Genomic DNA, 19,357 nt, shown 5'->3' with positions numbered 1-19,357 from the left:
GCATGAGCGGGGCCGCCACCCGGCCCCAGGAAGAGGGCATGCGCCCGTCCGCGCCTGGTCCGTTCGTATGGTGCTGGCCCCGAGATGACCGCCGCCCGTGTTCAGCGGTTGGCCCCCGGCACCCACAAGACATCGTCCTTGCCGTCATTATTGGCGATACGCCCGGCGACGAAGAACCAGTCGGACAGGCGGTTGAGATACTTCACGCCCTCTGGATTGACCGACTCCATCGTTGCCAGCTCCACGCTGATGCGTTCGGCGCGGCGGGCCACCGTCCGGCAGACATGCAGATGCGCGGCCAGCGCAGACCCTCCCGGCAGGATGAAGCTGCGGAGCGGTGTCAGTTTCGCGTTCATCCCGTCGATTTCGGACTCGAGCCGCAACACCTGGCTTTCGGCGATGCGAAGCGGCGGATACTCCCGGTCCGCGTCCTTTTCCATGCCGGGCGTGCACAGGTCGGCGCCCAGATCGAACAGATCGTTCTGAATGGCGGCCAGCCTGTCGTCCAGCTCGCCTTCGGCGGCCAGACGGGCCATGCCAAGCGTGGCGTTCAGCTCGTCCACCGTCCCGTAGGCCGCCACCCGCATGGAGTGCTTGGCCACCCGGGTGCCATCGCCGAGGGCGGTTTCTCCGGCATCGCCGGTTTTTGTGTATATCTTGTTCAGAACGACCATCTGGATCAGCCCCCTGCCTGACGACGGAAAAGCACGAAAACGAGGATGAGCAGCACCGCGACGAACTGCGCCAGCAACCGCCAGCGCATGAATTTATTGGCGTTCTTGCGGTTGTACTCGCCGCCTATGCGGAATGAGTTGATGCCCATCAGCAGCACCACCAGCACCCCGAAACAGGCCAGCGCCACGAGAATGAAAAGCGGGTCGGAAAGCATGGCACGTCCTTTTCGTTGATTGCGGGCGATGTAGCCGGTTTGTGGCCCATGACTAGGCCTTGGCGACCATCCAGTCAAAAACCCGCTGCGGCAGGATGCGCCGGGCGATCTCGACAATCCAGGTTGCGGTGGTGATGAAATAGCGCGCGCGGGGGCGCGGCGCTTCCAGTGCGTGGATCAGTTTCGCGGTCACGGCGGGCGGCTCCAGCTGGAAAGGCGCCTTGCCGGTCGTCTCGTAGAGATGGCGCAGAAGCTGATCGCGATACAGATCCGCGATGGCGGAGGTCTCCCAGTCGATCCATTTCTCGAAGCCCGGGATCGAGTTCACCCGGAATTTCGAACTGACCGGCCCGGTATTCAGGGTCGACACATGGATCCCCGTGCCCCGCAATTCCAGCCGCAGCGTGTCGGTCAGCCCCTCGACGGCGTGTTTGCTGGCGGTATAGGCCCCCCGCCAGCGGATAGGCACCCGACCGAGCGCTGAGGAGTGCTGAACGATGCGGCCATATCCGCCCTGCGCCCGCATCACGGCAACGGCGCGGCGGGTCAGATCGTGAAGCCCGAAGACATTTGTCTCGAATATCTCGCGCAATGCGGCGGGCGGGACATCCTCCATCGCGCCCGGCAACCCGTAGCCTGCATTGTTGAAGAGGGCGTCCAGCGTTCCGCCCGTGCGGCGCAGAACCTCGGCCATACCCTCGGCGATACTCTCCGGGTCGGCCACATCCAGCGCGAAACTCTCCAGCCCTTCACTTTCCAGCCGCGCCACATCCCGGCCGTTGCGACAGGTCGCGAACACGCGCCATCCGCGCGCGGCGAGCGTCCGCGCCGCGTCCTCTCCCAGACCGGATGAACACCCGGTGATCAGGATGGATTTTGCCATGCAGTCCTCTTGCCCCAATGCATGTCGATGCCTAGGGCAGGGGCGGTGCGAGGGCAATGGTCAGGGTTGATCCGGCGACAGGAAGCGCCCGGCCATGTATCCGACGCGGCCGGACTCCGTGTGGCGGATCTGCACCCAGCCATTGGGCATCTCTTCGATAAGCTCGGCTTCCGCACCGTATCCAAGCGCCATAAGGACGGGGTTTTGCGTCGACGGGCCTGCGCGCATGTTCACGCGGCTTCCGGTGACATAGACCATCTCTTTCGCGGCGGGCGAAGCTGCGTCGGATTGCACCGGGACCGGAGTTGCCGCCGCGACACTGACCACATCCGGCGCATCGATCAGACCGGGGTTGATGACAGCGTCCACCTCGATCCGCTCGCCATTCGCAGTCTCTATGATCATTGCCGACTGTGGCGCAGGTTCGGAGAGGATCGGCACGTCCGTCGTGGTGTTGAGCGATGCGGTCATCAGCATCGGCTGAGGGGTCGCCGGTTCGTCTGCGGTCATGGCCGCCGGCACCAGCAAGCCCTGGGCCACCAGGTTCACGGACGCGTCGACCGCCGCGCTGTCCGCTGCCGTACCGGCAGTCAGGCCGGCGGAGGCGTTATCGTGCCGGTCGGCGGGGTCGAGAGCTTCCGGAAGAATGATCATTCCGGCGTAAAGTGTGGCGCATAACAAGACAGTCAGGCGGATCATGGCAGTAATCCTCAAAAACGTTACTCATCAAATGACGTCGGCATCTTATTGCCGAGTCACCGATTCTGATATGGAGGAAAAACGCCGTTTGGACGCTTTTGGTTCCTTTACGGGTGACCGGTCCTTGCGTATCAGGGGGATCAAATGAGCGAGCAGAACACGCCAGAAGACAAAAAAGACCTGACCGAGTCGCTCAGCCGGGCGATCGGTTCCCGGTATTTGCAATACGCGCTCAGCACGATCATGCACCGCGCGCTGCCAGATGCGCGCGACGGGCTGAAGCCTGTCCATCGGCGGATTCTGTTCGCGATGCGGGAGTTGCGTCTGGCGTCGACCGGCGGCTTTCGCAAATCCGCGAAGATCAGCGGCGACGTGATGGGGAATTATCACCCGCACGGGGATGCGGCGATCTACGACGCGATGGCGCGTCTGGCCCAGGATTTCACCATTCGCTATCCGCTGGTCGACGGGCAGGGGAACTTTGGCAATATCGACGGCGACAACCCTGCCGCCAGCCGGTACACCGAGGCGCGCATGACCTCGATCGCCGAGGCGTTGCTGGAAGGGCTGGCGGAGAATGCGGTCGATTTCAGGGACAATTACGATGGCACCCTGCAGGAGCCCGTGGTGCTTCCCGCCGCGCTTCCGAACCTTTTGGCGAACGGTTCCTCCGGCATTGCCGTGGGGATGGCCACGAACATTCCGCCGCACAATCTGGACGAACTGATCGAGGCCTGCCTGCATCTGATCAAGACCCCCGATGCCCGGGACGACACGCTTCTGAACTATGTCAAAGGGCCCGATTTTCCGACCGGCGGCGTGATCGTCGAGCCGCCCGAGAGCATGGCGGAGACCTACCGCACCGGGCGCGGCGCCTTCCGGTTGCGTGCAAAATGGGAGGTGGAGGATCTGGGCCGGGGTCAGTGGCAGATCGTCGTCACGGAAATCCCCTATCAGGTGCAGAAATCCAAGCTGATCGAGAAGCTGGCCGAACTGATCCAGACCAAGAAGATCCCGATCCTCGCCGATGTGCGGGACGAATCCGCCGATGATATCCGCATCGTTCTGGAACCGCGCGCCAAGACCGTGGATCGCGACCTGCTGATGGGCATGCTCTATCGCAATTCCGATCTGGAAACGCGCTTCAGCCTGAACATGAACGTGCTGATCGACGGGCAGACGCCCAAGGTCTGTTCGCTGAAAGAGGTGCTGCGCGCCTTCCTCGATCATCGCCGCGATGTGTTGATCCGCCGGTCGGAGCACCGGATGGAGAAGATCGACCACCGGCTGGAGGTGCTGGAAGGGTTCATCATCGCGTTTCTGAACCTCGACCGCGTTATCGACATCATCCGCTACGACGAGGATCCGAAGGCCGCACTCATGCGGGAGGATTGGGGGCGCGACTTCGTGCGCGCAACTTCCGAGGCGGATTACGTGACGCCCCCGCCCGGCGAAGGGGAACTGAGCGAGGTGCAGGCCGAAGCGATCCTGAACATGCGCCTGCGCTCCCTGCGCCGGCTGGAGGAAATCGAGCTGCTGCGCGAACAGGAAGCCCTGATGGAGGAACGCGCGGGGCTTGAGGATCTGCTGGAAAACGACACCATTCAGTGGTCCACGATCGCCGAGCAGCTTCGCGAGACCCGCAAGCAATTCGGCAAGGCCACGGATTTCGGCGCCCGCCGCACGCAGTTCGCCGAAGCCGGCGAGGTCGAGGATGTGCCGCTGGAAGCGATGATCGAGCGGGAGCCGATCACCGTGGTCTGCTCCAAGATGGGCTGGATCCGCGCGATGAAGGGGCATATCGACCTTGGCGCCGAGCTGAAGTTCCGCGACGGCGATGGCCCGCGCTTCGCGTTTCATGCGGAAACCACCGACAAGTTGTTATGTTTCGGAAACAACGGCAGGTTTTACACGATTTCTGCCACAAATTTGCCCGGAGGCCGTGGGATGGGGGAACCCGTCCGCCTGATGGTGGACATGCCCAATGAGGTCGAAATCGTGGATCTGTTCATTCATCAGCCTGACGGCAAGCTGTTGGTCGCCTCTTCGGCGGGCGACGGGTTCGTCGTGCCTCAGGCCGATGTGGTGGCGCAGACCCGCGCAGGCAAACAGGTGCTGAATGTCAGGGGCGATGTGACCGCGAAGGTCTGCAAGCCCCTCGCACCGGGCGACGATCATGTCGCCACTGTGGGAGAGAACCGCAAGGTTCTCGTTTTCGCGCTGGAGGAGCTGCCCGAGATGGGTCGCGGCAAAGGCGTGCGCCTGCAAAAGTACAAGGACGGGGGCCTGTCTGACGCCCGCGCCTTTGCTCTGTCCGAAGGTCTGAGCTGGTCCGATCCGGCCGGCCGCACCCGGACGGAGGCCGATTTGACCGAATGGACGGGCAAGCGCGCCAGCGCGGGCCGGATGGCCCCGCGCGGCTTTCCCCGGGATAATCGGTTTACGTAAAGGGACGCCATGCCGGCACTGAAGACGGAGTTTGCGGGAGACAGGGGCGACCTGTTTCAACTGGCGTTCAGGACCGGATTGCTGACGGTCATCACATTCGGGCTTTACCGCTTCTGGCAGACCACGCGCTTCCGGCGCTGGTACTGGTCGTCGGTCCGTCCCGGCGGTACGCCGATGGAATACACCGGCACCGGTCAGGAAAAGCTGATCGGCTTCCTTTTCGCGATCATCCTGCTGGCGATCTATCTGGCGCTGTTCAATGCCCTGGCCATGCTGGCCGCGATCTTCACGTCGCAGGGCGCGTCCGCCTTTCTGATCTATGGTCTGACGCTCGCGCCGCTGTCGCTGATCCCGGTCATCTTCGTGGCGCGCTATCGGGCGCGGCGCTATATCATGTCGCGCTCGCGCTGGCGCGGCATCCGGTTCGCGATGTCGCCGGGGGCCTGGGGCTATGCCTGGCGCGCCTGTCTCTACGGGCTGCTGGTGCTTCTGTCATTCGGGCTGCTGCTGCCGCTCAGGACCTTTCAGCTTGAAAAATACCTGACCGACCGAAGCTGGTTCGGCACCGCGCGCTTTACCCAGTTCGGCCATTTCGGGCAGCTTTACGGCCCGGTCATCCCGTTTCTGTTCTGCCTTTACGGCACCGTCGCGATGATGGTCTACGGCGTTCTCAACTCCAGCTGGACGCAGATCGGAACGGACCAGAACGGGATGCCGCTTTTCCATATCTCGGGCACCACCTGGCCGTTTCTGGCGATCTATCCCGCAGGCCTGCTGATCCTTCTCTTCGCCGCTTACTACCGGGTCGCGTCCTTCCGGATCATGGCATCGATGAAGACCCTTGGCGACGGGCTGGAATTCGACATCCACCCCCGCACCCGCAGCCTGGTGCGGATCCATATCCTGGGCAGTATCCTGACCGGCGTGGCCAGCGGTCTTGCCGCCGCGCTCATCCTGGCCCTGGCGTTCGGCGTCATGGCTGCCGTCGGGGTTACATCCACCGATCTGGTCGAAAACCCGCCGGTGACGCTGATCGTGCTGACCACCGCGATGGCGGTGATGCTGATCCTGGTGTTCTACAATGTTTTCCGCCAGCTTTTCCTGACCTTTCCCATGGTCCGCCACGTGGCCGAGACGCTGGAAATTCATGAACCCGAGCTTCTGGAGACGATCCGCCAGCGCGACCGCGAGGACACGCGCGACGCCGGCGGCTTTGCGGACGCGCTGGACGTGGGAGCTGCCTTCTGATGCTGCAATCCATTGGCAACCCCGAATTCGCCGCGAAGACCGCTATGAGCTATGCCGAGCTTTATGACGGGATCAGCCCGGTGCAGCAGCGCGTCAGCCTGCGGGTGTCGGGCGAGGGGCCGCAGGCGGTGCTGGAGCTGAAGAATGTCGAAACCCACGCCGTGCTGCGCTGGTCCCTTGCCGACATGCGTCAGGTTCCCGATCAGGCGCGGGACGATACGTTCATCTTCACGCCCGACGACACCGATCCGGCGCGTCTGGTGATCCGCGAGGCCGAGGCGCTGCGCGTCCTGGTTCTGGCGATCCCCGAACTCAGGCCGCTGCGCCCCGCCAACGGCTCCCTGCTGAAGGTTCTGGGCATGATCGGTGCCGCGGCGGCGGCCTTCGGCGCGATCCTGTTCGGTCTGGTTCCCTTCATGGCCGACCGTGGGGCCGAGATGATCCCGCCCCAGACCGAGATCGCTTTGGGTCAGACCTATTTCGAGCAGGTCTATCCAGCACGGGGCGCCCATGAATGCAGCAGCCCGGCGGGCGATGCCGCGCTGGCGGCCATGCAGGCCCGGCTGACCCGGGGGGTCGCGCTGCCCTTCCCGCTGCGCACGCGCGTCGTGTCCGATCCGTCATTGAATGCAACCGCGTTTCCGGGCGGACATGTCACGCTTCACCGCGGCCTGATCGAAGCCGCGGAAAGCCCCGAGGAGGTCGCCGCCGTGCTCGCCCACGAGATCGGCCATGTGGCCCATCGTGACGGGATGCGGGCGGTGTTGCAGGGCATGGGATCCTTCGGGATCATCGGGTTGCTCTATGGCGATTTTCTGGGCGGTTCGGCCGCCGCGGTCGTGACCCAGCAACTGATCACCTCGTCCTACAGCCGCGATGCCGAGGCGCGGGCCGATGCCTATGCCCACGAGCTTCTGGCCAATGCCGGCGTCTCGCCTGGGGCTCTGGGCGTCTTTTTCGAACGGCTGCAGGATCAGGGCCTCGATATCGAACTGGGCGTCTTCCAGCATCTGAACACGCATCCCGAGCTTCTGAGCCGGATCGAGGCCTCCGCCGCCGCCGCCGGTATCGGGTTTGTGGAGGCGGGGCCGATCCTGTCCGACGCGGAATGGGTCGCCCTGCAAAACATCTGCGGCATGGCTGCGCCCCCGGCGGGCGGGGTCAAAGGCTAGACGCCGGAGGTCCGTTAGATCGCGGACCGCCCCCCGCGCTCAGGTCTGCAAAGGGCCTCTCAGACCGGCGTCACCTCCAGCCACACGCCGCCCTCGGGCCTCAGCGTGAGGATCATCACCGGCTTGGGCGCACGTCCCCTGATTGCGGCAAAGCGAAACCGGGTGAGCAGCGTCGCGAGGATCACCACCGCTTCCTGCATCGCAAAACTGGCTCCGATGCAGATCCGCGGACCGTCGCTGAACGGCAGGAACTGGTAGCGGTCGATCTTGCTGCGCCCGTCGAAACGGGCAGGGTGGAAGGCGTCCGGCCTGTCCCAGAGGCCGCGATGACGATGCAGCGCGTAGACCGGGATCATCACCGTGTCGCCGGGCCGGATCTCGGCATCGCCCAGCCGGTCGGCGGCTCTGGCGGTGCGCGACAGGAACCCGCCGGCGGGGTAGAGGCGCAGCGTCTCCTCGACGATCTGCCGGGTCAGGGGAAGCGCCGCGACATCCCCGGCCCCGGCGGGACGGGCGCCCAGAACCTCCTGCGCCTCCATGCGCGCGGCGCTCTGTATCTCCGGGTCGAAAGCGCAGAGATAGAGCGCCCATGACAGGGTCAGCGCGGTGGTTTCATGGCCCGCCACGATGAAGGTCAGCAGGTTTTCGCGCAACTCCTCGGTCGTCATGGTGCGGCCCGTCTCCGGGTCGGCGGCGTCCAGCAGCAGATCCAGAAGGTCCATGTCGGTCCCCGGCCCGTGCTGCCGGCGGCGGGTGATGGCGGCATCCGCATCCGCCTGCATCCGGGTCAGGCTGCGCGCGGCGCCAACCCGCGCCGGCCGTGGCAGCCAGCTCGGCAGCCCCAGAACATCCAGAACGCTGACCCGCGCGGCCTGATCGATATAGGCCTCCAGCGCGCCGTGAACCTCTGCCCGGTCAAGTCCGCCATCGGCGCCGAAACAGACATCCGAAATGACATCGAAGGTTGCCGCGACCATCTGGTCGAGCAGGTTGACCGCCCGCCCGGGTCTTGCCAATGGCGCGATCCGCCTGGCGGAGGCCTCGGCCGCGCGGGTCATGACCGGGGTCAGGGCGGCCACGTTCCGGGCGGAAAACGCAGGCGCCACCGCCCGGCGCTGCCAGCGCCAGTCGGCCCCTTCGGCAATGAAGAGGCTGTTGCCGATGGCCGGTTTCAGGATCGATTTGGTCGCCTCGGATTTGGGATAGTTCTCTACCGCTTCCAGCAGCACCCGACGGATCGCCAGGGGCGACATCAGCATGTGCCAGCGCTGCGGCCCGGTCCGGCCCGAGATCATCGGCTGATGCAGGGCGGCAAGCGGGATGATCTCCAGAATGTTGCGCCGCGCCGCGCGGTAGCTCTCAAGCACGCCCAAGGGCCGCGTGGTCAGGGGAACCGAAACTGGATCGGGCATCGCAGCGCTCCTTCACCGGTCATCTATGCCGGGCTTGGCCTGCGTCAATCGCCCGTGTCGTTGCGTGCTGGGGCGCGCTGCGCTATGGCTGGGCCGCTGCTGTTTTCCGGGGGAGCCCTCATGCGTCTTGTGACCCGTATCGCCGCCATTGCCATGGCTGGTTTGCTGTCGGCCTGTGCCGCGCCCGATCCGCTGGAGGAAGATCTGCCCGACATGGGCGACTTCCGGCTCGCCTTCAACATCGTGGTTGCCGACAACATGCAGCAGGTCCCCCCGTCCCGGAACGCGACGCCGGAGGAATGGGAAGCGGTGCTGCAGGCCGAGATCGACCGCCGTTTCGGCGCCTATGAAGGGGACCGGCTGTATCATATCGCGATCAACGTGGATGGCTATGCGCTGGCGATACCCGGGATCCCGGTGTTGTTGTCGCCCAAATCCGTTCTGGTGATTTCCGCCAATGTCTGGGACGACGCGGCGGAGGCGAAGCTGCATGAGGAGCCAAACCAGATCACCGTTTTCGAAGGCACGAGTCCGCAATCGATCATCGGATCCGGCCTGACCCGCTCGCGGGAGGAGCAGATGCAGATCCTTGCCCGGAACGCGGCCCGCCGGGTACAGCTCTGGATGCTGGAAAACCCCGACTGGTTCAATATCGACCCCGATGTTGCCGCCGCCGATGCCGCCGAGATCGCCGCCATCGCCGAGGCGGCGGAAATCGATCCGTCGGAAGCTGTCGCCGAAGCCTCCGCCGCCGAGGGTGTGCCGGAAGACTGCGTTCCGACCGGCACCACACCCTGCCCGGTGCCAGCCAGCAACTGACGCTTGATTTTCCCCCCGCATCTCGGGTAACGAGCGCGCGGATACGGAACCGGGGTCGAAACGGCCCCCTAGATCATGAGGCGTCAGGGGTATGGCGAAGGAAAAGTTTGAGCGTTCGAAACCGCATGTGAACATCGGGACGATTGGGCATGTTGACCACGGCAAGACGACGCTGACGGCGGCGATCACGAAGCAGTTCGGCGATTTTCAGGATTACGCGTCGATCGACTCGGCGCCCGAGGAGCGGGCGCGGGGGATCACGATCTCGACGGCGCATGTGGAGTATGAGACCGACGCGCGCCACTATGCGCATGTGGACTGCCCCGGCCATGCGGACTACGTGAAGAACATGATCACCGGCGCGGCGCAGATGGACGGCGCGATCCTGGTGGTGAACGCGGCCGACGGCCCGATGCCGCAGACCCGCGAGCACATCCTTCTGGGCCGCCAGGTGGGCATTCCCTACATGGTCGTGTTCATGAACAAGGTGGACCAGGTCGATGACGAGGAGCTTCTGGAGCTCGTCGAGATGGAGATCCGCGAACTGCTCAGCTCCTACGAGTACCCGGGCGATGACATCCCGATCATCGCGGGCTCGGCGCTGGCCGCGCTGGAAGGCCGCGACCCGGAGATCGGCGAGCAGAAGATCGCCGAGCTGATGCAGGCGGTGGACGACTACATCCCGACACCGGCGCGCGCGGTGGACCAGCCCTTCCTGATGCCGATCGAGGACGTGTTCTCGATCTCGGGCCGGGGTACGGTCGTGACCGGCCGGGTCGAGCGGGGCGTGATCAATGTGGGCGACGAGATCGAGATCGTGGGCATCCGCGACACCACCAAGACGACCTGCACGGGTGTGGAGATGTTCCGCAAGCTGCTGGACCGCGGCGAGGCGGGCGACAATATCGGCGCGCTGCTGCGCGGTGTGGACCGGGACGGCGTGGAGCGGGGCCAGGTACTCTGCAAGCCCGGCTCGGTGACGCCGCACACGAAGTTCGAGGCGGAGGCCTATATCCTGACCAAGGAAGAGGGCGGCCGTCACACGCCGTTCTTCGCGAACTACCGGCCGCAGTTCTACTTCCGGACGACGGATGTGACCGGCACGGTGGAGCTGCCTAGCGGCACGGAAATGGTGATGCCGGGCGACAACCTGAAGTTCACGGTGGAGCTGATCGCGCCGATCGCGATGGAAGACGGTCTGCGCTTCGCCATCCGCGAAGGCGGCCGCACCGTCGGCGCCGGCGTCGTCTCCAAGATCATCGAGTAACAGACCCAAGGGTTCGAAGAGGGGCGGCCATGCGGGCCGCTCCGAATTGAAGAAAAGGGCGCCCGCCGGGGCGCCCTTTTTCGTAGCTCCCCGGCGATGGAGCCAAGCGGTCCCGTTGAGGCGATGCGTGACCTGACCCCCTGATCGCCACGATAAGGCCGCCGAATGGCTGCCGCGGCGGCGGAAATGCGTCTCGACAAGGGCCCCTCAACCGGGTTCGGCATGTTGTCCGACCGGGGTAACATCGGCACGGTGTCGGTTCAGGCGGCCCGGCCGGGGGAACAAGTGCGCGGCCCGTCCGGATGCGCCTATAGCTGGGGGGCATCATGCCCGGCGCGCGCATCGCATTCCGCGCTGACCGCGTTCATGAACCGTCCCAGATCGGCGGCCAGCGCATCGGCCTGATCCGCGTTCAGCCGGCGGGGAATGTCGCGGTCCCAATGCCGCCACATAAGCTCCAGCCTTGTAAAGGGTAACGGAAACATCAGGCGATCCCAGGTGGGCCAGGTCAGATAGCGTCTTGCCGAAAAGGTGAAGACGAAGACCGGGATCTGCGTTGCCCGCGCCCATTGGATCGGCGTTACCTTTGCCACCCGCGCCGGCCCCTGCGGCCCATCCGGTGAAATTCCGATGGAGATCCCGTTTTGCAGGCCGCGCAGCACTTCACGGATCGCGCCCGCGCCCAGCAATCCGCGCTTCATCGGCATGGTCTCGTATCCAAAGGCGCGGTGAATCCAGCCGACCAGCCGCCCGGCCCGGCCATCCGATGTAAGACTGCGGCAGGGGGCCTGGGTCAGGTCGAACATCCAGGGCGTCAGCATCAACCGCTGATGCCAGCACACGATCAGCACGGCCCCGTGGCTCTCCAGCGCCTGCGATACGGCGTCCCATCCGTCTTCGTTGCGGCGTGAACTGGCCCGAACAAACCGCATGTACCCTCCGAAAAGCGCGGCCACCGCACGGTTGGTGCGGGGGGCGTCGGCGATGCGTTTGCGTAGGCTCATCTCGGGCGCTCTGGATCGTGCAACGGGTTCGGCTGGAATGGGCGATCCGGTCGCGCGGGTCAATCCCGTCGCGGACCGGTCAGGGCACTGGCGGGCCGCGCGCGGCCTCGATAGAGTGCAGCCAGGAACACAAGGAGCAAGGCAGGGACCATGGCGGAGCAAGCGGAAATCGGGCTGATCGGCCTTGGCACCATGGGCCGCAATCTCGCGCTGAACATCGCCGAGAAGGGCCACCTGCTCGCGGTTTTTAACCGGACCTTCGCCCGAACGGAGGAGTTCGTGGAGGAGGCGGGCGCGCTGGCCCGTCGCATAACTCCCGCCGAAACGCTGGAAGACTTCGTTGCCGCGCTGCAATCGCCGCGCCGGATCATCCTGCTGGTGCCGGCGGGGCAGCCAGTGGACGACCAGATCGAAGCGCTGAAACCGCTGCTGGATGCCGGTGACCTGATCATCGACGGCGGCAATTCCGATTGGCGCGACACCAACCGCCGCGTGTCCGATGCCACGCCGATCCTGCATATGGGTCTGGGCGTATCCGGCGGGGCCAAGGGTGCGCGCGAAGGCCCCTCGATGATGGCGGGCGGGCCGGATGCGGCCTATGCCATGGTGGCCCCGGTTCTGGAGAGCATCGCCGCCGATTTCGACGGCGTGCCCTGCGTGGCGCATCTGGGCCCCGGTGGAGCGGGCCATTACGTCAAGATGGTCCATAACGGCATCGAGTATGCCGATATGCAGATGATTGCCGAGATTTATGGCCTGCTGCGCGACGGCCTTGGCATGGCGGCCCATGACATGGCGCCGATTTTCGCGCGCTGGAACGAGGGCGTTCTGCAATCCTACCTGATCGAGATCACGGCGAAGATCGCGGCGACGGCCGATCCCGATACGGGGCAGCCGATGCTGGATGTAATCGCGGATCGCGCCGGCCAGAAGGGCACCGGGCGCTGGACGGTGATGGATGCGCAGGAGCGTGGCGCGCCCCTTCCGGCGGTGGAGGCGGCGGTGACGGCGCGGGTCCTGTCCTCCCGTTACGAGGATCGCGCCTCGGCGGAGGCGCTTTTCGGTGCCGGCCCCACATCGCTGCCCCGCGATGCCCTGACCGAGACGATGATGGAGGGCGCGCTGATCGCCGGCAAGGTGCTGGCCTACGCTCAGGGGTTCGAGCTTCTGGCTGCGGCAAGCGACGGGGAAGACTGGGCCATACCGCTGCCGCGCGTGGCAGAGATCTGGCGCGCGGGCTGTATCATCCGCTCCACGATGCTGGACGATATGGCGTCCGCGCTGGCCGAAGCGTCCGATCGCGCACTGATCATGGCGCCGCATTTCGCGGGGCTGCTTGCCCGGCATCATGGTGCGCTTCGCCAGACGGTCAGCCTTGCCACTGCGCATGGCATTGCGGTGCCGGCATTGTCGTCGGCGCTGAACTTCTTCGATATGATGCGTACCGAGCGGGGCACGGCGAACATGCTTCAGGCGCAGCGTGATTACTTTGGCCAGCACGGGTTTGAACGGCTTGACCGCCCGGATGAGAGCGGGCTGCACGGGCCCTGGGCCGGGTAGCGCCCTACCGGATCAGCCCTTCCCGGCGAAACACCGCTTCGATCTTCTGGCGTTGTCCTGCCGAGTGCAGGCCGAACCTGTCGGGATCCACATCAAGCAGGAAGAAGACCTGCACGATGCCGTTGCAAGACAGATCACGAACGTCCAGCCCCTCGCGCAACCACGGCAATCGCTGCTCGACGCTGAGCACCAGTTGTTCGGAGCATCGATCGGTCTGTGCCATCGCTGCGGGGGCTGCAACCGGGGTGGCAAGGAGGAGGGCGGCGAGACAGGCACGGATCATCGGGAGGTTCCTTTCCCACTGCTGGATGAGACAATCCTTATCTGGTTGCTGTGCCCGCCCAATTCAAACCGGCACCGTCCGGTGCAGCCCTCGCAACAGAAAATCCCGGGCCCTGAGGCCCAGGATCTGATGGGACAGGTCTGTCACATCACGAGTTGAAGATGCCGTCCAGGGTGGATCTGATCTCCTGTTCATCTTCCGAGGTAAAAGCCAGGTACAGTTCAGCCGTTTCGGCTTCGGTCAGGGCGTCGATCTGGGCCTGCTCGAAGCCGCGCTGCATCAGGCGGTCCGCGACGACGCGTTCGATATTGTCATCTGTCGGAACTTCCCAGTCGATCTCGAATGTCGTCTGACCTTTGACGAGGTTCATCGCGCTCAGCACACCCTCGACATCGGCATACTCTTCCGAGGTGGCCGTGGTGTAGATCAACGCGATTTCCCCGTCACTCAACGTGTTCACCAGCACCGGCATGTAGCCGTGCTCTTCGAGAACGCCCGCCACATGGCGCTCGACATCGGAAGTCCGCGTAACGAGAGCGTAGTCGGTCGGTTCGGTTTCTGGCAGATCCATTCCCCGCAGCGCACTGCGTACGGCCATCGAGTTCTCGGACGTGGCGGCGAGATAGATCTCGGTGATTTCGGCGGCCGTCATGGTTTCCACGGCGGCAGCGTCATACCCGTACTGGGTCAGCACATCGCGCACGAACTCGGTGGGGCCGTCCGCATCCTGAGCGACAGCGGGCAGTGCCAGGGCGATGGCGGTTGTCAGTGCCAGAAGAGAGCGTTTCATGGTTGAAATCCTTTCTTTTCACGTGGTCGTTGCGATCCGGCACATCGACGTTTTCGCCCCGCCTCTGGTTCCCGCAAATTTTGCATATGTTCCGAAATTTGTCGGTAAATCTTTGCTTTATAAGGGGAAATTATCAGACATTTGGGGGACCGGAATCTCTTCTGGGCTGATGCACCCGCGCCAAAAACGTGCGCATCAGCGCTCCGGTCTCCGGGTTTTGTGTTGCGCAGGATCGCCTTTCTCCTTGTCTCGACGCGTCGGATTATGACAAGCCTTTCATAATCGTTTCATTCTCAACCAAGTCGATTGTGATCCATGCCTTTTCCCAGCCCTGACACGGCCCTCCCGGTCCGCTTGCCCGATGGCACCGCCTTACCCTTCAACGTGTTTCTCTCCGCCGTCATAAAGCATCCGAGAGTCGAGATCGGAGACTATACCTATTACAGCGATTTCGACCCGCCGAGGGATGCGCTCGGCTGGCTTTCCCGCATCGCGCCTTACCTCATGCCCCATTCCTCCGAGCGTCTGGTCATCGGCAAGTTCGGCCAGTTCGCCCAAGGGACGCGCTTCGTGACCGCCTCTGCCAATCACAGGATGGACGGGATCTCGACCTATCCTTTCTCCATCTTCGATCCGGCGCGCATTCTGGGATATCCGAAAAGCCTGCCGCAGGGGCGGGACACGGTGATCGGCCATGACGTGTGGATCGGGATGAACAGCATCGTCCTGCCGGGCACGCAGATCGGCAATGGCGTGATCGTGAGCGCGGGCTCGGTCGTTTCGGGCAACATACCGGATTACGCCGTCATTGCCGGCAATCGGGCGGAGGTGGTGCGGATGCGGTTCTCCCAGGACCAGATTGCGCGGCTCAACGCCATCGCATGGTGGGATTGGCCGATCGACAAGATCCTGGAAAACGAGGCGGCGATCACGGGTGGCGATATCGAGGCGCTTGCGCGCGCCTAGCCGGACCCGGGCGGCCTCCCCCGGCGGCCTCCATTGTCGCTTGCAATGGTATGGCCCTGCGGCTAAACGAGGCTCCGGTCGAGGGGTGTAGCTCAGTTGGTAGAGCATCGGATTCCAAATCCGACGGTCGGGGGTTCGAATCCCTCCGCCCCTGCCAGACCGGTCCGGGGATATCGTCCGGTCCGCTTGCTGCGGCTCCATGATATGGCCCGGAAGGGTGGGGCAGCGCGCGGAACCGCGATCATCCGCGACCTTTCGTTTCACGCCCGCACGCTTGCGCAGCCTGCATCCGGTGCGTATATGCCCCGCAACACCCGCGAAGGATCGGACGTATATCCATGGCCATGACCAACCCGTTTCAGTTTCTGCAACAGACCCGCGCCGAGGTTGCCAAGGTCGTCTGGCCCGGCCGGCGGGAGGTGCTTCTGACCACCGTGATGGTGTTCGTGATGGCTGTTCTGGCAGCAATCTTTTTCGGCCTCGTCGATTGGCTGATCCGCCAGGGCCTGGAGTTGATCCTGACCGCGTTCGGCTGAACACGGCCAAGGGGCAGAAAACCCGGCCCGGCCCCTTGATTTTCCGGGGCTTGGGCGGTAGGTGACAGCTCACTTCCCCAGTATGGCGTGCGTCGATTCGTGATGCGCGCTGTTTTTTGTTCGGGGAACGCGGCGCAAGCCTTTGAGATGACTGGAAATTACCGGCAGCAAGACATGCCGGGGCGAGGAACGGGCGAGACATGGCGAAACGGTGGTATTCGGTCAGCGTGCTGTCGAATTTCGAAAAGCGCATTGCCGAGCAGATCAGAACCGCCGTGGCGGAGAAGGGCCTCGAGGATGAAATCGAGGAAGTTCTGGTCCCGCCGAAGAGGACGTGATCGAGGTGCGGCGTGGCAAGAAGGTGACCGTGCCGCGCCGGTTCATGCCCGGCTATGTTCTGGTGCGGATGGAACTGACCGACAGCGCCTATCATGCGATCAACTCGATCCCGCGGGTCACCGGGTTTCTGGGCCCCCAAGGCCGTCCGATGCCGATGCGCGATGACGAAGTGAACGCGATTCTGAACCGCGTCGAAGAGGGCGAGGCCGCACCGCGGTCCACCATCACCTTCGAGATCGGGGAGAAGGTCAAGGTCAATGACGGTCCGTTCGAGGATTTCGACGGCATGGTCGAGGAAGTGGATGACGACAACCAGCGCCTGAAGGTGACGGTGTCGATCTTCGGCCGGGCGACGCCGGTCGAACTCGAATACACGCAGGTCTCGAAACAGATCTGACGTGAAGCGGCCGACGTCTTTCCGAGAGGGAGCCGCGGCGATGTGGGAGGTGCGGCGCGCGCGCGTGTCCGGCCGGACCACAACAACGAAGAACCCGATGGGCGCGCCCGGAGGGTGTTGAAATGAAGGAGAGGCCATATGGCCAAGAAACTCGCTGGAACGATGAAGCTCCAGGTCCCGGCCGGTCAGGCCAACCCGAGCCCGCCGGTCGGCCCGGCATCTGGGTCAGCGCGGCATCAACATCATGGAGTTCTGCAAGGCGTTCAACGCCAAGACCCAGGATATGGAACAGGGCAGCCCGTGCCCGACCATCATCACCTACTATCAGGACAAGTCCTTCGCGATGGAAATCAAGACGCCGCCTGCGTCTTATTACCTGAAGAAGGCCGCCGAGCCTGAAACCCGTCGGCAAGCGCAACCGCCCGCGCGGCGCGGAGACCACCGGTCGCGAGACCGTGGCCACGGTCACCGTGGCGCAGGTGCGCGAGATCGCCGAAGCGAAGATGAAAGACCTCAGCGCCAACGACGTCGAGGCCGCCATGAAGATCATCGTTGGCTCTGCCAATTCGATGGGCATCGAGGTAAAGGATAACGCATGGGCAAAGATTGGAAAGCGCGCCAAAGCCGCCCGTGCGGCCTTTGCCGGAAAAGAGAACCTGAGCGGTCGAAGAAGCGGTCGACCTGATCAAGTCCCATGCGAACGCGAAATTCGACGAATCGGTCGAGATCGCGATGAACCTGGGTGTCGATCCGCGCCACGCGGACCAGATGGTGCGCGGTACGGTGACCCTGCCGAACGGCACTGGCAAGACCGTGCGTGTCGCCGTGTTCGCACGCGGCCCGAAGGCGGAAGAGGCGCAGGCCGCCGGAGCCGACATCGTCGGCGCGGAGGATCTGATGGAAACCGTGCAGGCCGGCACGATCGAGTTTGATCGCTGCATCGCCACGCCGGACATGATGCCCATTGTGGGCCGTCTGGGCAAGGTGCTTGGCCCCCGGAACCTGATGCCGAACCCGAAGATCGGCACGGTGACCATGGACGTCAAGGAGGCCGTGGAGGCCGCCAAGGGCGGTCAGGTCCAGTTCAAGCGCCGAGAAAGCGGGCGTCGTGCATGCGGGCGTCGGCAAGGCGAGCTTCGATGCCGACAAGCTGGCGGCCAATATCCGCGCTTTCGTGGATGCGGTGAGCAAGGCCAAACCTGCGGGGGCCAAGGGCTCCTACATGCAGAAAGTGTCGCTCAGCTCCACCATGGGGCCGGGCGTTTCGGTGAGCGTGGATAGCGCGACCGGCAACTGAGAGATTTGCCCGGTTCGCCGGGCGAATGGCGGGGCCGCAAGAACCGGCTCCGGTCTGTCCGAGACGGAGGGTGTGGCATCCGCCACATAATTCCTTCCCGAGATGGGACGCGAGAGACGATTTCCGGGGGTCGACCTCGGGCGATCTGGTCTCGGGACCCTGACTTGGACCCGAAGTGGCGGGGCAACCCGTCAAACATGAGCCGGGAGGGAGACCTCCCAATTTGGAGTGAAACTGTGGATAGAGCCCAGAAAGAGAAAGTGGTCGAGGAACTCGGCCAGATCTTTGAAAGCTCTGGCGTCGTCGTGGTCTCGCACTACGAAGGCCTCACCGTTGCTCGAGATGCAGGATCTGCGCGCGCAAATGCGTGAAGCGGGCGGGTCCGTACGTGTCGCCAAGAACAGGCTCGCCAAGATCGCCCTTGAAGGAACGCCTGCCGCTGGCATCGCTGACCTGATGACGGGGATGACAGTTCTGTCCTATTCCGAGGATCCTGTGGCTGCGGCCAAGGTCGCGGATGCCTATGCCAAAACGAATGACAAGTTTGTCATTCTCGGCGGCTCGATGGGGGAGAATCTGTTGGATGCCGACGGTGTGAAGGCCGTTGCGAAAATGCCGTCGCGGGAGGAGCTTATCGCTTCGATCGTGGGCTGCATCGCCGCACCTGCCTCGAACATCGCCGGGGCCATTGGCGCACCTGCTTCGAATATCGCGAGCATCCTGTCTTCGATCGAAGAGAAGGCAGAAGCCGCGTAAAGCAACTTTGAGACCTGTCGTAGGGCCTTGCCCTTGCGATGTTGGAACACAAACCTACATACGGAAACCGTACAAATGGCTGATCTGAAAAAACTGGCTGAAGAGATCGTGGGTCTGACCCTTCTCGAAGCACAAGAACTGAAAACCATCCTGAAAGACGAATACGGCATTGAGCCCGCAGCCGGTGGCGCGGTCATGATGGCCGGGCCCTGCTGGCGACGCCGGTGGCGCGGCTGCTGAAGAGCAGACCGAATTCGACGTAATCCTGAAGGCCGCAGGCGCATCCAAGATCAACGTGATCAAGGAAGTCCGCGCCATCACCGGCCTGGGCCTGAAAGAAGCCAAAGAGCTGGTCGAAGCCGGTGGCAAGGCCGTCAAGGAAGGCGTTGGCAAAGACGAAGCAGAAGAGATCAAGGGCAAGCTGGAAGCAGCTGGCGCCGAAGTCGAACTGAAGTAATCCGCGCCCGCCTGCGGGCGGGAGGCGCTGATATTGGCTGGATCCGGGGCAAATCCGGGTCCAGCCGAACCTGTCTTAGCGAGGGCCCGTTCGAAACGGGCGGGTCTTCCCTAAGGCGCGGTTCGATGGATCGGG

The 19,357-nt window shown here is 64.0% G+C and carries 16 protein-coding genes, 1 tRNA gene and 5 pseudogenes; 14 read left to right on the top strand and 8 right to left on the bottom strand.

Annotated features, from left to right (window positions below; all coding sequences use genetic code 11):
• Window positions 1-101 precede the first annotated feature (101 nt).
• From ACQ651_RS13325 to ACQ651_RS13310, 4 genes are read right to left on the bottom strand one after another with little or no spacing between them, the layout of a single operon-like run.
• A complete protein-coding gene (locus ACQ651_RS13325; RefSeq protein WP_121899454.1) occupies window positions 102-674 on the bottom strand; it encodes a cob(I)yrinic acid a,c-diamide adenosyltransferase in 573 nt (190 codons plus the stop codon).
• A 5-nt stretch (window positions 675-679) separates the two neighbouring features.
• Window positions 680-889 (bottom strand): twin transmembrane helix small protein, encoded by a 210-nt coding sequence (locus tag ACQ651_RS13320; protein ID WP_227286782.1) that lies wholly within the window; start codon window positions 887-889, stop codon window positions 680-682.
• A 52-nt stretch (window positions 890-941) separates the two neighbouring features.
• Window positions 942-1,772 carry an SDR family NAD(P)-dependent oxidoreductase gene (locus tag ACQ651_RS13315; protein WP_430449527.1) on the bottom strand — a complete coding sequence of 277 codons (831 nt, stop codon included), beginning with the start codon at window positions 1,770-1,772 and terminating at the stop codon, window positions 942-944.
• 60 nt (window positions 1,773-1,832) lie between these two features.
• Window positions 1,833-2,471, bottom strand: a complete 639-nt coding sequence (locus tag ACQ651_RS13310; protein WP_430449526.1) for an SH3 domain-containing protein — start codon at window positions 2,469-2,471, stop codon at window positions 1,833-1,835.
• 144 nt (window positions 2,472-2,615) lie between these two features.
• Between ACQ651_RS13310 and ACQ651_RS13305 the strand changes: the two genes are divergently transcribed.
• From ACQ651_RS13305 to ACQ651_RS13295, 3 genes are read left to right on the top strand one after another with little or no spacing between them, the layout of a single operon-like run.
• Complete coding sequence (locus tag ACQ651_RS13305) at window positions 2,616-4,919, top strand: DNA topoisomerase IV subunit A (RefSeq protein WP_430449525.1); 2,304 nt, start codon at window positions 2,616-2,618, stop codon at window positions 4,917-4,919.
• Window positions 4,920-4,928: 9 nt separating this feature from the next.
• Window positions 4,929-6,167, top strand: a complete 1,239-nt coding sequence (locus tag ACQ651_RS13300; RefSeq protein WP_430449524.1) for a DUF898 family protein — start codon at window positions 4,929-4,931, stop codon at window positions 6,165-6,167.
• Window positions 6,167-7,339 carry a M48 family metallopeptidase gene (locus ACQ651_RS13295; RefSeq protein ID WP_430449523.1) on the top strand — a complete coding sequence of 391 codons (1,173 nt, stop codon included), beginning with the start codon at window positions 6,167-6,169 and terminating at the stop codon, window positions 7,337-7,339. The genes ACQ651_RS13300 and ACQ651_RS13295 overlap by 1 nt, the downstream gene beginning before the upstream one ends.
• Window positions 7,340-7,398: 59 nt before the next feature.
• Here ACQ651_RS13295 and ACQ651_RS13290 read toward each other — a convergent pair whose 3' ends face one another.
• Entirely contained in the window at window positions 7,399-8,751 is a 1,353-nt protein-coding gene (locus ACQ651_RS13290; RefSeq protein ID WP_430449522.1) for a cytochrome P450, read from the bottom strand.
• A 120-nt stretch (window positions 8,752-8,871) separates the two neighbouring features.
• Here ACQ651_RS13290 and ACQ651_RS13285 point away from each other — a divergent pair, with 120 nt between their 5' ends.
• The gene (locus ACQ651_RS13285) at window positions 8,872-9,570 is read left to right on the top strand and encodes a hypothetical protein (RefSeq protein ID WP_430449521.1); all 699 of its coding nucleotides are present in this window, start codon (window positions 8,872-8,874) and stop codon (window positions 9,568-9,570) included.
• A gap of 91 nt (window positions 9,571-9,661) precedes the next feature.
• The gene (tuf, locus tag ACQ651_RS13280; protein ID WP_121899658.1) at window positions 9,662-10,837 is read left to right on the top strand and encodes an elongation factor Tu; all 1,176 of its coding nucleotides are present in this window, start codon (window positions 9,662-9,664) and stop codon (window positions 10,835-10,837) included.
• Between the two features lie 308 nt (window positions 10,838-11,145).
• Here tuf and ACQ651_RS13275 read toward each other — a convergent pair whose 3' ends face one another.
• On the bottom strand, window positions 11,146-11,841 hold the full coding sequence (locus ACQ651_RS13275) for a lysophospholipid acyltransferase family protein (protein WP_227287995.1): 696 nt from the start codon (window positions 11,839-11,841) through the stop codon (window positions 11,146-11,148).
• 150 nt (window positions 11,842-11,991) lie between these two features.
• Between ACQ651_RS13275 and gndA the strand changes: the two genes are divergently transcribed.
• Window positions 11,992-13,401 (top strand): NADP-dependent phosphogluconate dehydrogenase, encoded by a 1,410-nt coding sequence (gene gndA, locus ACQ651_RS13270; protein ID WP_430449520.1) that lies wholly within the window; start codon window positions 11,992-11,994, stop codon window positions 13,399-13,401.
• A gap of 4 nt (window positions 13,402-13,405) precedes the next feature.
• Here the strand turns inward: gndA and ACQ651_RS13265 are convergent, their stop codons facing one another.
• Window positions 13,406-13,684, bottom strand: coding sequence for a hypothetical protein (locus tag ACQ651_RS13265; protein WP_430449519.1), 279 nt, complete (start codon window positions 13,682-13,684; stop codon window positions 13,406-13,408).
• 148 nt (window positions 13,685-13,832) lie between these two features.
• Entirely contained in the window at window positions 13,833-14,474 is a 642-nt protein-coding gene (locus tag ACQ651_RS13260; protein WP_430449518.1) for a hypothetical protein, read from the bottom strand.
• A 315-nt stretch (window positions 14,475-14,789) separates the two neighbouring features.
• On the opposite strand from ACQ651_RS13260, the gene ACQ651_RS13255 reads away from it, so the two are divergent.
• From ACQ651_RS13255 to rplL, 8 genes and pseudogenes are all read left to right on the top strand, one after another.
• On the top strand, window positions 14,790-15,440 hold the full coding sequence (locus ACQ651_RS13255; RefSeq protein ID WP_430449517.1) for a CatB-related O-acetyltransferase: 651 nt from the start codon (window positions 14,790-14,792) through the stop codon (window positions 15,438-15,440).
• A gap of 81 nt (window positions 15,441-15,521) precedes the next feature.
• Window positions 15,522-15,597: transfer RNA gene (locus ACQ651_RS13250), tRNA-Trp, on the top strand.
• A 181-nt stretch (window positions 15,598-15,778) separates the two neighbouring features.
• A complete protein-coding gene (secE, locus tag ACQ651_RS13245) occupies window positions 15,779-15,976 on the top strand; it encodes a preprotein translocase subunit SecE (protein WP_121899624.1) in 198 nt (65 codons plus the stop codon).
• Between the two features lie 200 nt (window positions 15,977-16,176).
• A pseudogene (nusG, locus tag ACQ651_RS13240) lies at window positions 16,177-16,712 on the top strand (transcription termination/antitermination protein NusG).
• A 138-nt stretch (window positions 16,713-16,850) separates the two neighbouring features.
• Window positions 16,851-17,299, top strand: a pseudogene (rplK, locus tag ACQ651_RS13235) (50S ribosomal protein L11); the annotation flags it as partial.
• A pseudogene (rplA, locus tag ACQ651_RS13230) lies at window positions 17,282-18,009 on the top strand (50S ribosomal protein L1). The pseudogenes rplK and rplA, both read left to right, overlap by 18 nt.
• A gap of 236 nt (window positions 18,010-18,245) precedes the next feature.
• Window positions 18,246-18,765, top strand: a pseudogene (gene rplJ, locus ACQ651_RS13225) (50S ribosomal protein L10).
• A gap of 75 nt (window positions 18,766-18,840) precedes the next feature.
• Window positions 18,841-19,222: pseudogene (gene rplL / locus ACQ651_RS13220) on the top strand (50S ribosomal protein L7/L12).
• The last annotated feature ends 135 nt before the right edge of the window (window positions 19,223-19,357 follow it).

Source organism: Rhodophyticola sp. (genome assembly GCF_965284195.1).
In the GTDB taxonomy this organism is placed as follows: domain Bacteria; phylum Pseudomonadota; class Alphaproteobacteria; order Rhodobacterales; family Rhodobacteraceae; genus Rhodophyticola.
This window is presented reverse-complemented; position numbering and strand designations above follow the sequence as displayed.

Bases quoted from the DNA above. Each gene is read 5' to 3' on its own strand.
- ACQ651_RS13260 (WP_430449518.1), bottom strand. From the start codon at position 14,474: ATGAAACGCTCTCTTCTGGCACTGACAACCGCCATCGCCCTGGCACTG.
- ACQ651_RS13285 (WP_430449521.1), top strand. From the start codon at position 8,872: ATGCGTCTTGTGACCCGTATCGCCGCCATTGCCATGGCTGGTTTGCTG.
- gndA (WP_430449520.1), top strand. From the start codon at position 11,992: ATGGCGGAGCAAGCGGAAATCGGGCTGATCGGCCTTGGCACCATGGGC.
- ACQ651_RS13320 (WP_227286782.1), bottom strand. From the start codon at position 889: ATGCTTTCCGACCCGCTTTTCATTCTCGTGGCGCTGGCCTGTTTCGGG.
- secE (WP_121899624.1), top strand. From the start codon at position 15,779: ATGGCCATGACCAACCCGTTTCAGTTTCTGCAACAGACCCGCGCCGAG.
- tuf (WP_121899658.1), top strand. From the start codon at position 9,662: ATGGCGAAGGAAAAGTTTGAGCGTTCGAAACCGCATGTGAACATCGGG.
- ACQ651_RS13305 (WP_430449525.1), top strand. From the start codon at position 2,616: ATGAGCGAGCAGAACACGCCAGAAGACAAAAAAGACCTGACCGAGTCG.
- ACQ651_RS13255 (WP_430449517.1), top strand. From the start codon at position 14,790: ATGCCTTTTCCCAGCCCTGACACGGCCCTCCCGGTCCGCTTGCCCGAT.
- ACQ651_RS13295 (WP_430449523.1), top strand. From the start codon at position 6,167: ATGCTGCAATCCATTGGCAACCCCGAATTCGCCGCGAAGACCGCTATG.
- ACQ651_RS13275 (WP_227287995.1), bottom strand. From the start codon at position 11,841: ATGAGCCTACGCAAACGCATCGCCGACGCCCCCCGCACCAACCGTGCG.
- ACQ651_RS13315 (WP_430449527.1), bottom strand. From the start codon at position 1,772: ATGGCAAAATCCATCCTGATCACCGGGTGTTCATCCGGTCTGGGAGAG.
- ACQ651_RS13300 (WP_430449524.1), top strand. From the start codon at position 4,929: ATGCCGGCACTGAAGACGGAGTTTGCGGGAGACAGGGGCGACCTGTTT.
- ACQ651_RS13325 (WP_121899454.1), bottom strand. From the start codon at position 674: ATGGTCGTTCTGAACAAGATATACACAAAAACCGGCGATGCCGGAGAA.
- ACQ651_RS13310 (WP_430449526.1), bottom strand. From the start codon at position 2,471: ATGATCCGCCTGACTGTCTTGTTATGCGCCACACTTTACGCCGGAATG.
- ACQ651_RS13290 (WP_430449522.1), bottom strand. From the start codon at position 8,751: ATGCCCGATCCAGTTTCGGTTCCCCTGACCACGCGGCCCTTGGGCGTG.
- ACQ651_RS13265 (WP_430449519.1), bottom strand. From the start codon at position 13,684: ATGATCCGTGCCTGTCTCGCCGCCCTCCTCCTTGCCACCCCGGTTGCA.